We start from the raw sequence: 12,382 nt of genomic DNA on the forward strand, positions 1-12,382 counted from the left end.
AACTTATAGCTGTTCTTTGCGGACTGGCTCTAGTCCTGTTTCAGTCAAGCGATAGATTTTCTGACAAACTTTTTTGAGAAAGGTGCGGTCATGTGAAACGGTAATGATAGCGCCGTTATAGTCTGTAAAAAGTTTTCGTACTTGTGGCTGAGAAGTGGGAGAAAAGTTGCGTGTCGGCTCATCTAGCAACAAGACATTTGCTTGATCTAATACCATTTTTAGAAGCAGTAATTTAGCTTTTTGTCCACCAGATAGCTGGGAAATAGAATGTTGCACTTCATTGCGCGTGAATTGCAGACTGGCTAGGTGGGTGAGGATTTTTTCTCGCTCAATACCCTCTCTTGTGGATGTTAGAAAATCTATTGGAGAATCGACTTCGTTTAAACTATCAGGATAGATTTGAGGCATATACCCTAGCGTAATGCCTTTTTTCTTTTGCAATAGATTTCGTAGTTCTTTGAGAAAAGTAGATTTTCCGGCACCATTTTCACCAATAATCCCAATCTTTTTCTGCCCTAAGAGTTCAAAATTTATATTTTGGGCTAAAGTGCGTTCTCCTACCTTCAAACACATTTGCTCGAGAGTGACTACTCTTTTTGTAGATGGCAGAGGAGTGATAGCAGGAGATTTCAGATTGATAGCATCTGCCTGTGTTGGCAATTCTGTCAGTTCAGCCGCTTCTCTTTCAAATCGTTTGCCTTGTGAGAGGACATTTTTCATTTTTTTAGCCACTAATCTCCCAGCCGTGCTATCATGAGTGTTGCGCAGCACGTGCTCCACACTTTGTTTGACGCGGCGATGTTTTTCCATTGTTTTTTGATATTCTTCTCGTTCTTTTTTTGCATCTTTAGTTTGCTTTTCAAATGCGGTCTGTCTTTGCTGGCTGTAATTTTCATAATCAAGATTCCTCACAGTTGTTTTAGCTTCTTGCTTTTTCTTAACCAATTCCAAATGCACGATTTTTGTTGCTGCATGACTTAAAAGACTTTCATCATGTGAAACAAACATGACTGTTTGAGGTGTATTTTGCAAAAAGTTCTCCAGCCAAATCATAGTATCGATGTCTAAATCATTAGAAGGTTCATCTAAAAAGAGAATGTCCCAATTTGTAGAGAGGATTTTTAAAAGCTGCACTTTTAATGTTTCGCCACCGGATAAAGTGGCTATTGTTTGCTGACTAGTAAAACGTTCGCTATCAAAATGTAATTCTTGAGCAAAGCGGTAAAGTTTGCTGTAATCTAAGTCTACGTCCAAATCGCCAAAGAAGTAATCGTTGAGGGAGAGCCTTCTTTCATTTTTAGGTAAACTTTGCGGCAAATAAGCATAATGACTATAGCTTTTCTGAATCTTTCCCCTATAACTAACATAGTCTGAAACAAGTGTGTCATTCATAAGCAGCTTGAGAAGAGTAGATTTTCCATTCCCTTCTTCTCCGATAATGCCGACTTTATCGCCTGCATTGACAGTAAGCGATAAATCGCTAACTAAATCTTTCAAATCTTTTAAATGGGTAATAGTTAAATGTCGAATTTGTAGCATACAAGTCTCCTTTTGATGTTCATTGTCATTTTAGAGCTAAGAAAAACAGCCCTATTTATCTAGTAGAGCTGTTCTTGTTTTTGGATTGCCAACAAACATTGCAAAACGGAGTAGTTTGCAACGAATATATTTATCATTGAGAAGTTTGAAAAAATTTTCTTTTATGAAAAATAGGCAGGAGCATAACAAAAAATCTACTAGATAAAGTTTCCTTTAAGCAATAGATTTCTTGTACATAAGCTCCTTACCTCCGAATTTTATTGATTTTAATATAACAAAAAAGTGATTTAATGTCAAAAGAGACCTGAGTTAAGTTTTTAATCGGGAGTAAATTAAATACGAATATAAAAAATCCCGAAATAATTTTCGGGATGGAGTGTTATTACACATTCAAGACTTTGTCCAAGAAGTCTTTGAGGCGTGGGTGCTGTGGATTGTCAAAGATTTGGTCGGGTTTGCCGTCTTCTAAGAATTCTCCGTCAGCTGTAAAGATGACACGGTTGGCTACTTGACGAGCAAATCCCATTTCATGAGTCACGATAATCATGGTCATGCCTTGCTTGGCCAATTCTTTCATAACATTGAGAACATCTCCAACCATTTCGGGATCAAGAGCAGAAGTAGGTTCGTCAAAGAGCATAATATCAGGATTCATAGCAAGTCCACGTGCAATCGCCACACGTTGTTTTTGTCCACCTGAGAGACTGTCTGGCATGGCATCAGCTTTATCAGAGAGACCGACTTTTTCTAATAATTCCATACCAAGTTTATCTGCTTCAGCTTGTGTCATCCGTTTATGCTCGACAGGAGCAAAGGTGATATTTTCCAAAACTGTCATGTGAGGGAAGAGATTGAAGTGTTGGAAAACCATGCCGATATTTTCACGAACCAAGTCGACATCTGTTTTTTTGTCAGTTAGGTCGAAACCGTCCACGGTAATAGAGCCGCTTGTAACTTCTTCAAGCAGGTTTAGGCTACGTAGAAAAGTTGATTTTCCAGAGCCAGAGGGGCCGATGATGCAGACCACATCTCCTTCATAGAATTTTGTTGTGATTCCTTTTAGGACTTCATTTTCCCCATAGTATTTATGCAAATCATTGACATCAATTTTTAATTTAGCCATTATTTAATCCTCTTTTCTAAGCGTTTGGCAAGTCTCGTTAAAAGAGTGATGATAATCAAGTAAAAGACTGCTAGGATAGCATACATTTTGAAGCTTTGATAGTTACGAGCAATGATGATTTTACCTGTTTGGAAAAGTTCAACAAGACCGATAGCAGAGACGATTGTAGTATCTTTCAAAGCGATAACAAACTGATTGACGAAGTTTGGTAACATGATTTTTGTTGCTTGTGGCAGAATAATCTTTCTCATTGTCTTGGAATAAGAAATACCAAGACTGCGACTGGCTTCCATTTGTCCAGCTGGAACAGCTTGAATCCCACCACGGACAATTTCTGCAATATAAGCACCTGCATTGAGAGAAAGAGCAATTGTACCAGCTACAAAATCGTTAATCGGACTTTGATGCCCTGTCATTGATTCAATGAGATTTGGAATGCCCCAGAAGATAAAGGCTGCGAGAATCATAAGTGGGATTCCACGGATGACATCCACGAAGATTTCTGAGATGACGCGGAGGGCTTTGACGGGACTCACGCTAAACATTCCAAAGATGATGCCGATGACCATAGCAATAGCAAATGACAGAAGCGCAAGAGCAATGGTGATACCAAGTCCGCTTAACAATTGTTTATAGTTGTTTTGGAGAAGCCCCCAAATGGTTGTTTCATCAACTGTACTGTCTGAAGAGCTAGAAGCAGAGCTGGTCTTTTTCAAATATTTATCAAGAATTTTTTGATATTGACCGTTCTTTTTAATATTTGCCAAACCATTGTTAAACATTTGGATCAATTCAGGATTACTACCTTTTTTCACTGCAAAAGCAGTATCTCCGATAGGGGTTCCCTTGATTGGAGTTTTTAGTTTTTGACCTTGACTAATGGAATATTTGACAACAGGTTCATCGTCCATAACGGCGTCCACAGAGCCAGAGTTTAAACTGTCATACATAGAAGAAGCGTCAGCGAATGTCTTGATTTTATAGCCATACTTGTTTTGATTTTCTGTTAAGAAGGTTTGCGAAGCAGTACCATTTTTTACGCCGACTGTTTTGCCTTTCAAGTCTTTATATGAAGCAATTGTGCTAGATTCTTTAACAGCAAGGATTGCATTTGCAGTATAATATGGTTCTGAGAAATCAAAGGTCTCTTTACGAGCATCTGTCACAGACATTCCTGCAATCATTCCATCAGCTTGTCCAGATTGTACAGCATTTAAAGCGGCATCAAATCCGGGATTTGTAATTTCAATCTTGAAACCTTGATCTTTGGCAATGGCTTTTATCAAATCCATGTCAATCCCAGTATATTTATTGTTGCTGTCTTGGAAGACGAATGGTGCAAAGGAAGAGTCACTCGCAATGGTATATGTTGATTTTACAGGAGTAGCTTTTTGACCAGCGGGAGTAGTGGTTTCTGGAGTAGAACTAGTTGTTTTCGTAGTTGTAGAACTTGTCCATTTTGTGATGATTTTGTCAAGAGAACCATCTTTTTTCATTTGAGCAAGTGCTTCGTTAAATTCTGTTATCAGATATTCATACTTGCTTCCCTTTTTGACACCAAAAGCAAAACTACCAACAGCTTCTCCTTTTATAGAGATTTTTAAATTTTGACCTTGTTTAATAGCATACTCAATGACTGGTTGGTCGTCCATCATGGCATCAATCGAACCAGAATTCAAGCTGTTGTAAGTCAAATCAGTTGTGTCAAATGTTTTGATAGTAAATTTGTATTTGTTTTTGATTTTTTCTAGAAAGCGTTGAGAGGCAGTTCCGTTTTTAACCCCAACAGTTTTCCCTTTTAATTGGGAATAACTGCTGATTGTATTGGCTTTAGTCGTTGCAATGACAACTTTTGTATCATAATAAGTATCAGACATAGTGAAGACTTTTTCACGGTCTTTAGTTTTTGTCATTCCAGCCATGATAGCATCTGCCTGACCAGATTGAACAGCATTGACCGCTGCATCAAATCCAGGGAAAGTCATATTGATGTCCCAACCTTTTAGTTCAGCAACTTTATTGATGATATCTACATCAATACCTTTATAAGTTTGATCGGAATCTTTAAATTCAAAAGGTGCGTAAGCTGTATCAGATACCACTTTGATTGTATCGGCATGAATGGCTGTTACTGCAAAGAGTGGTAGTAAAGCTAACAAAAAAGTTATAATTTTTTTCTTCATGAGTCTCTCCTTTAAAGAATATTTTTAAATTATACCAAAAATATCTTTAAAATACAAATATTTTGTATTTTTATGTTAGATTTTATAACATATACGAAAATTTCTTTTTTGATTTGCATAAAATAAATATGATATAATAATCAAAAAAGGAAAGGAGATTTTATGTTTCAATTTCGTATGCTTGATAATGTGAAACAGTCCCGTTACATTCCACCTATTTGGTTGGCAGTTATTCTCTCGATTGTTTTTGTTTATGGAGGTGAAATTGTCGGCGGGCTTGCATTGGTTCCAATTTCGATACTGCTGGGTCTTGTGTTTGGCCTTGTTCATTCTGGGGCAGGCTTTGTAATGATACAAGAACTGATATCGCATTATATGATTTTCATTCAACTCTTCCTCTTTTTCTTTATTTCTTTGGCTCTCTTTCTTTGGGTGAAATGCGTTGAAAAAAGACCTTTTTCAAGTCTTGGTTTTTTTAAGGAAAATTGGTTTAAAGAATTAGGAAAAGGTTTTTTGATTGGAGCGGCACAGTTTTCTCTCATAGTTGTCTTACTTTTGATGACAGGTGTAGGTAGGTTAGAACTCAACCATCTTAGTTTGGAGCCATTTCTCTTTATCATCGCCCTGATTCCGTTTTGGATGTTACAAGGAGGAACAGAAGAACTGGTGACGCGTGGTTGGCTATTTCCGACAGTTACTGCTAAGTCAAATATTTTGGTCGGTATTTTAATCTCTGCTAGCCTATTTGGTGCTCTCCATTTACTAAATCCTGGTGTGACGCTTCTTTCGATTGTCAATATTATTCTCGATGGTGCTTTTGCTTGTTTTTACATGCTAAAAACTGACAATATGTGGGGGCTGGCTGGTATTCACGGTGCTTGGAATTTTGTTCAAGGTAACATTTATGGTATTCAGGTCAGTGGTCAGGGAGCAGAAACTTCCGTCTTTTCTTACAATACGAAATCCAACGTAGATTGGCTTTCGGGTGGGGCTTTTGGAGCAGAAGGATCTATTTTCACCAGTCTGGTGTTAATTCTCAGCATTTTCTATCTGTATTGGTCTCTTAAAAAAGAAGATAAATTACCAGCAGCATTACAATTTAGAAAATCAAATCTCACTTAGTTTTACTAGGTGGGCTTCTTATTATCCTAAGTCAGTGATATTTTTAGAAATATGATAAAATAAGAGAAGATTGTATAGAGGAAAAGAATAATGATAAATAGAATTACGGACAATAAATTTAAACTGGTTTCTAAGTATGAGCCCTCAGGAGATCAACCACAGGCGATTGAGCAATTAGTGGATAATATAGAGGGTGGTGAGAAAGCTCAGATTCTCATGGGAGCGACAGGAACTGGGAAGACCTATACTATGAGTCAGGTTATTCAAAAGGTTAATAAATCGACCTTAGTCATCGCTCATAATAAAACTCTGGCAGGTCAGCTTTATGGGGAATTTAAGGAATTTTTCCCTGACAATGCGGTCGAATACTTTGTGTCTTACTATGATTACTATCAACCGGAAGCCTATGTGCCTTCCAGTGATACCTATATTGAGAAGGACAGCTCTGTCAATGATGAGATTGACAAGCTTCGTCACTCAGCAACCTCGGCTCTCTTGGAACGCAACGATGTGATTGTAGTGGCGTCAGTCAGCTGCATTTATGGTCTGGGTTCACCTAAGGAATACTCCGATAGCGTGGTCAGTCTGCGACCTGGTTTGGAGATTTCACGGGATAAACTTCTCAATGATTTGGTGGATATCCAGTTTGAGCGTAATGATATTGATTTTCAGCGGGGAAAATTCCGTGTGCGTGGTGATGTAGTAGAAATTTTTCCGGCTTCTCGCGATGAACATGCCTTTCGGGTGGAATTTTTTGGAGATGAAATTGACCGTATTCGAGAAGTAGAAGCGTTGACGGGACAAGTTTTGGGTGAAGTGGATCATTTAGCCATTTTTCCTGCTACTCACTTTATGACAAATGACGAAAATATGGAGATTGCCATTGCCAAGATTCAAGCGGAATTAGAAGAACAACTAGCCTTTTTTGAAAAGGAAGGGAAACTTTTAGAAGCTCAGCGGCTGAAACAAAGAACTGACTATGATATTGAAATGCTGCGCGAAATGGGCTACACGAATGGCGTAGAGAATTATTCTCGCCATATGGACGGACGGAGCGAAGGTGAGCCACCTTACACTTTACTAGATTTCTTCCCTGATGATTTTTTAATCATGGTGGACGAAAGTCATATGACGATGGGGCAAATCAAGGGTATGTATAATGGTGACCGCTCACGGAAGGAAATGTTGGTTAATTATGGATTTCGCTTGCCTTCTGCCTTGGATAACCGCCCGCTGCGTCGGGAGGAGTTTGAAAGTCATGTTCATCAGATTGTCTATGTATCTGCGACACCGGGCGACTATGAGCGGGAGCAGACGGATACAGTGATTGAGCAGATTATTCGACCAACTGGTCTGCTGGATCCAGAAGTAGAAGTGCGTCCGACTATGGGACAAATAGATGATCTTTTAGGCGAAATCAATGCGCGTGCAGAGAAGAATGAGCGGACCTTTATCACGACGTTGACTAAAAAGATGGCAGAAGATCTGACGGATTACTTTAAAGAAATGGGTGTTAAGGTCAAATACATGCACTCAGATATCAAGACCTTAGAGCGGACAGAAATTATCCGCGACCTGCGGTTAGGTGTCTTTGATGTTTTAGTCGGAATTAACCTGTTGCGTGAGGGAATTGATGTGCCAGAGGTTAGTCTGGTTGCCATTCTTGATGCAGACAAGGAAGGTTTCTTACGTAATGAGCGTGGTTTGATCCAAACTATTGGTCGGGCTGCCCGCAACAGTGAGGGTCATGTCATCATGTATGCGGACACGGTGACTGACTCCATGCAGAAGGCTATGGACGAGACCGCTCGCCGTCGTCAAATTCAGATGGCTTATAATGAAGAACATGGTATTGTACCGCAAACAATCCAGAAAGAAATTCGTGACCTAATCAGTGTAACCAAATCTGTCCTGCCAGACAAAGAAGAAATTGTCGAAATCGAAAGCCTCAACAAGCAAGAGCGCAAGGATATGATCAAGAAACTAGAAGGTCAGATGCAAGAAGCTGCAGGACTTCTCGACTTCGAACTGGCTGCACAGATTCGCGATATGATTTTAGATATAAAGGCAGTGGATTAGAAAGACAAACAAAGCAAGAAGGGAAGAAGAATGCGTTATATTCTCTTACTTCGCGGCATCAATGTCGGTGGAAAAAAACAAGGTTATCATGTCTGATTTGAAGGCCGATTTGGCGGAGCTGGGCTTTGAGAACCCTATCTCCTACATCAACAGCGGCAATCTCTTTTTTGACAGTCAGGAGCACGAGAAAAAGATTAGGACGATTTTGACGGCTTATTTCAGTCAATCCTATGACTTTCCAATCCCTTTTGTCCTGCTCAGCTCTGCTATTCTCTAAGAAGAAGTGGCAAAACTGCCTGCTTGGTGGCAGGATGAGGCAGCTTATCGGCGCGATGTCCTCTTTTTCCTGCCAGAGGCTAATCGCGAGCAGATAGAGGTAGAAGCGGGGAGCTGGGCAAATGACAGGGTTCTGCTGCATTTCGGTCAGACAGCCTTCTTTTACAGAAATAGCGACCAGACTGACTATCTCAAGTCCAACTACCACAAGAAGCTACTCAAATCTAACTTTTACAAGTCTTTGACTATTCGTAATGGGAAAACCTTTCAGAAAATTTTGGAGTTGGCAGATACTAGTTAAAGAGGCATTATTTTGTTTTTTTGGAAAACTAATAATAAATTGTTAATGAATATATATGTTTGAATAAAGAGAAAGAATTTTTACTTTTATTTCTATCATGCTGAAAACATTCAATAGATAGGAGAATTTATGATTGAATTTAAGGATGTTACAAAAGTGTACGATGACAAGATAGCGTTGAATCATCTGAATTTAACGCTTCAGAGTGGAGAAATTGTAGGATTAATTGGACACAATGGTGCTGGAAAATCAACAACGATTAAATCATTGGTTAGTGTGATTAATCCAACGCATGGTCAGATTTTTGTGGATGGCAAGGAATTAGCAGCTAATCGGTTGGAAATCAAGAAGAAAATTGGTTATGTAGCTGATTCGCCAGATTTGTTTTTACGTCTGACAGCAAATGAATTCTGGGAATTGGTTGGAACTTCTTATGATATGAGTCCTTCAGATTATGAGAAACGTTTAACAGAGCTACTGGAATTATTTGATTTTACAGCTCATCGCTATGAAGTTATTGAATCGTTTTCACATGGAATGCGACAAAAAGTGTTTGTCATTGGTGCTCTTTTGTCTGATCCAGATATCTGGGTGTTGGATGAGCCTTTAACTGGTTTGGATCCGCAGGCGGCTTTTGACCTCAAACAAATGATGCGAGAGCATGCAGATAAAGGAAATACTGTTTTGTTCTCAACCCATGTTTTAGAAGTGGCAGAGCAATTGTGTGACCGTATTGCCATTCTCAAAAAGGGAGAATTGTTGTTTTATGGTACGATTGAGGAATTGAAAGGTCAACATCCTGAAAAATCCTTAGAAAGTATTTACCTCAGTTTGGCAGGTCGTAGAGAAGAGGTGAGTCCTGATGCGTCTTAAAGCGATTCGCTCCCTCATTCATGCAAATATCATTTATACGACACAATCAACTAGGCTTTCTAGTTATCGTAAAAAACAGCAAAAAAATCCAAATAAAAAAGGAAATGTTGCTAGAAATCTAGTGATGAACTATCTCTATGCTGGAATTTTGTATGCTTGTATATTTGGTGTACAAGGGGCTTTTTTACCACTTGCTCAGAATCCAGGGCTGTTTTCGAATTTTGTCAGCGTCTTTTATTTATTCATCTTTGCACAGGGATTTCTTTCCTTTTACAATGTTTTTTATGAAAGTAAAGACTTGCAAGCTTACCGACCTTATGCCTTTAGTGAGAGCGAAATTATGGTTGGGAAAGGATTTTCTGTTCTTTTAACTACTTTAATGGGAGTGTTTCCGATTGTTATTTACTTTATTAGTTTGCAAATGCAATCAGGTCAACCAATCTGGCTTGCAATCCCTATTCTGCTTATTTCGTTAGGAGTACTGTTTTCGACACTTATTTTCCTTCTTTTGGTTGGTGTTCATTTTATTACGAAAACAACTATTTTTAGGAAATATAAAAAGCTTGCCTCTAATATTTTACTGGCTCTTGCTACAATAATGGCTTTTGGTGCGATTTTATTGGTGAATTTGCAAAATAACTCTAACGTTAAAAACGCAATATTGCAAGATCAACCTGCTTATTTTCCGCCAATGACTATTTTTCATGCTTTCAGTATGCAACCTTTTGCTTTGAATTCGTTGCTTGGAATGGGAACATGGATAGTCGTAGCTGTTATATTATTTATAATTGTTAAGCGAAAGGTTTTACCAGAATTTTATGAAGCTGCAATGACCACAACAGCAACGGTCAATAGACAAAAACGAACGAAAATTTTCAAGATGAATGGACTTAGGAACTTTCCGCAGTTTGTGTTGCGCTATCAATTAGACCTAATCAGTGATGGCTCCGTCTTATTACAAACTCTTTTGATGCCTAGTGTGTTACCTTATTTTATTTTAATTCCGTTAATGGCTAGTTTTATGCAGTATCGTGAAATGATTTCTCCTTATTTGACAACAAGATTTGCTTTTCCATTGATGTTAATAGCAACATTTGTAGCAAGTTTAAATACAGGTGGAGCAAATTTAACAGGAATTGGCATTTCACTTGAACGTGAAAATTATGATTATTTGAAAGTATTACCTTTTGATATGGCACGTTATCTTAAACTTAAGTTTTGGAATTTATTTGTCATTCAATCCATTTTACCATTCATTTTATTGACAATTTTTTCCTTTGTTGTCGGCGTGCAACCAGTTGCTATTGTCTTGATGATTGTAGCTTGGACATTGACCTGTTTAGCATGGAGTGCATGGGGATATCATCGTGATAAACGCCTACAAGTGACCAATTGGTCAAATGTGACGGAATTATTTAATCGTGAAAATAATTCACTAAAGATGATTTTAGGAATTGTTGCTATGATTATTTACATAACCATTATTGCAATAAGCGCTTATTTCATTCTTGTATCACCAGATTTAGTGGGCTATTTGTTAGCAGGTACTTTTCTGATTGCTCTTGCAATGATGGCATTTTTACTGACAAATTATTATTTGAAAAAAGTTCAAACTGAAGTAGAAAATTAAGCTGAAAATTTTTGAATATTTACTATGTTTTTATTGCTTAGCAAGAATATATTGATAAGAGTCTATAAATTTTTATGTGTGCTTTGAAACATCTATATACTAAATTTATGCTATAATAAATACTATGTACACCAAACCAACTTCTGCCTATGTACACATTCCGTTTTGTACTCAAATTTGTTATTATTGTGACTTTTCTAAGGTCTTTATCAAAAATCAGCCAGTTGACGCCTATTTAGAGCACTTGCTTCAAGAATATACTTCTTATGATATAAAGCATTTACAGACGCTTTATATCGGTGGTGGGACACCGACAGCTCTTTCAGCGAAGCAGCTGGAGTTTTTATTGGCAGAGCTGACGAAAAAGCTGGATTTGTCATTGTTAGAGGAACTGACTGTTGAAGCCAATCCAGGAGATTTGGATCCGGATAAGATTGCTGTTTTAAAGGTTTCGCCTGTGAACAGGATATCTTTAGGTGTTCAGACTTTTGACGATCGCATGCTCAAGCAAATTGGGCGTAGCCATTTAGAGAAAGATATTTATGAAAATATCACTAATCTGAAGTTGGCTGGTTTTGATAATATCTCTATTGATTTGATCTATGCACTGCCCAAGCAGACCATGGACAACGTGCGGGAAAATGTGGCCAAGGCCATTGCAATAGACATCCCTCACATGAGTCTTTATAGCTTAATTCTAGAAAATCACACGGTTTTTATGAACCGGATGCGGCGTGGAAAGCTGCCTTTACCGAAGGAGGACTTGGAAGCAGAGATGTTTGAGTATATCATTGAGGAGTTGGAAAAAGCTGGGTTTGAACACTATGAGATTTCTAACTTTTCTAAACCAGGTTTTGAGAGTCAACACAATCTCATGTACTGGGATAATGCGGAATATTTTGGTATTGGGGCAGGGGCTTCTGGTTATGTCAATGGGGTTCGCTACAAGAATCATGGTCCGATTCGTCATTACTTAGAGGCAGTTGAAAAAGGCAATGCGCGTGTGAATGAAGAACATCTGAGTAAGCAAGAGATGATGGAAGAAGAAATGTTTCTGGGCTTGCGCAAAAAGTCAGGTGTTTCTAAAAAGCGTTTTGAAGAAAAATTTGGCATTTCTTTTGAGCAGCAGTACGGTCATGTAGTAACAGAACTGGTTGAGCAAGGACTCTTAGTACCTGACAAAGAAATCGTTCGTATGACTAAAAAGGGTCTATTTTTGGGTGATACGGTCGCAGAGAAATTTATATTGGAGTAAA

The 12,382-nt window shown here is 38.3% G+C and carries 8 protein-coding genes and 1 pseudogene; 6 read left to right on the forward strand and 3 right to left on the reverse strand.

Translation table 11 applies throughout. From position 1 onward, the window contains the following. Positions 1-3: 3 nt before the first annotated feature. From ACOMA9_RS01150 to ACOMA9_RS01160, 3 genes are all read right to left on the reverse strand, one after another. Positions 4-1,539: an ATP-binding cassette domain-containing protein gene (locus tag ACOMA9_RS01150; RefSeq protein ID WP_421424384.1), complete on the reverse strand. Its 1,536-nt coding sequence runs from the start codon at positions 1,537-1,539 to the stop codon at positions 4-6. A gap of 382 nt (positions 1,540-1,921) precedes the next feature. Continuing rightward, a complete protein-coding gene (locus tag ACOMA9_RS01155; RefSeq protein ID WP_003024883.1) occupies positions 1,922-2,662 on the reverse strand; it encodes an amino acid ABC transporter ATP-binding protein in 741 nt (246 codons plus the stop codon). After that, positions 2,662-4,845, reverse strand: a complete 2,184-nt coding sequence (locus ACOMA9_RS01160; protein WP_330945073.1) for an ABC transporter substrate-binding protein/permease — start codon at positions 4,843-4,845, stop codon at positions 2,662-2,664. The genes ACOMA9_RS01155 and ACOMA9_RS01160 overlap by 1 nt, the downstream gene beginning before the upstream one ends. 162 nt (positions 4,846-5,007) lie before the next feature. On the opposite strand from ACOMA9_RS01160, the gene ACOMA9_RS01165 reads away from it, so the two are divergent. The 6 genes and pseudogenes from ACOMA9_RS01165 to hemW all read left to right on the forward strand — a co-directional run bounded on the left by ACOMA9_RS01165 (position 5,008) and on the right by hemW (position 12,381). Next, the gene (locus ACOMA9_RS01165; protein WP_330945074.1) at positions 5,008-5,967 is read left to right on the forward strand and encodes a CPBP family intramembrane glutamic endopeptidase; all 960 of its coding nucleotides are present in this window, start codon (positions 5,008-5,010) and stop codon (positions 5,965-5,967) included. 90 nt (positions 5,968-6,057) lie between these two features. After that, the gene (uvrB, locus tag ACOMA9_RS01170) at positions 6,058-8,046 is read left to right on the forward strand and encodes an excinuclease ABC subunit UvrB (RefSeq protein WP_330945075.1); all 1,989 of its coding nucleotides are present in this window, start codon (positions 6,058-6,060) and stop codon (positions 8,044-8,046) included. 30 nt (positions 8,047-8,076) lie between these two features. Next, positions 8,077-8,623, forward strand: a pseudogene (locus ACOMA9_RS01175) (DUF1697 domain-containing protein). 129 nt (positions 8,624-8,752) lie between these two features. Further along, positions 8,753-9,496 (forward strand): ABC transporter ATP-binding protein, encoded by a 744-nt coding sequence (locus ACOMA9_RS01180; RefSeq protein WP_022525912.1) that lies wholly within the window; start codon positions 8,753-8,755, stop codon positions 9,494-9,496. After that, positions 9,486-11,126 carry a hypothetical protein gene (locus tag ACOMA9_RS01185; protein ID WP_330945076.1) on the forward strand — a complete coding sequence of 547 codons (1,641 nt, stop codon included), beginning with the start codon at positions 9,486-9,488 and terminating at the stop codon, positions 11,124-11,126. Before ACOMA9_RS01180 ends, ACOMA9_RS01185 begins: the two co-directional genes overlap by 11 nt. A gap of 124 nt (positions 11,127-11,250) precedes the next feature. Beyond that, positions 11,251-12,381, forward strand: coding sequence for a radical SAM family heme chaperone HemW (gene hemW, locus ACOMA9_RS01190; RefSeq protein WP_330945077.1), 1,131 nt, complete (start codon positions 11,251-11,253; stop codon positions 12,379-12,381). The last annotated feature ends 1 nt before the right edge of the window (position 12,382 follow it).

Source organism: Streptococcus atopicus, assembly GCF_049166725.1.
Taxonomy (GTDB): Bacteria; Bacillota; Bacilli; order Lactobacillales; family Streptococcaceae; genus Streptococcus; species Streptococcus hominis.

Bases quoted from the DNA above. Each gene is read 5' to 3' on its own strand.
- ACOMA9_RS01150 (WP_421424384.1), bottom strand. From the start codon at position 1,539: ATGCTACAAATTCGACATTTAACTATTACCCATTTAAAAGATTTGAAA.
- ACOMA9_RS01155 (WP_003024883.1), bottom strand. From the start codon at position 2,662: ATGGCTAAATTAAAAATTGATGTCAATGATTTGCATAAATACTATGGG.
- ACOMA9_RS01160 (WP_330945073.1), bottom strand. From the start codon at position 4,845: ATGAAGAAAAAAATTATAACTTTTTTGTTAGCTTTACTACCACTCTTT.
- ACOMA9_RS01165 (WP_330945074.1), top strand. From the start codon at position 5,008: ATGTTTCAATTTCGTATGCTTGATAATGTGAAACAGTCCCGTTACATT.
- uvrB (WP_330945075.1), top strand. From the start codon at position 6,058: ATGATAAATAGAATTACGGACAATAAATTTAAACTGGTTTCTAAGTAT.
- ACOMA9_RS01180 (WP_022525912.1), top strand. From the start codon at position 8,753: ATGATTGAATTTAAGGATGTTACAAAAGTGTACGATGACAAGATAGCG.
- ACOMA9_RS01185 (WP_330945076.1), top strand. From the start codon at position 9,486: ATGCGTCTTAAAGCGATTCGCTCCCTCATTCATGCAAATATCATTTAT.
- hemW (WP_330945077.1), top strand. From the start codon at position 11,251: ATGTACACCAAACCAACTTCTGCCTATGTACACATTCCGTTTTGTACT.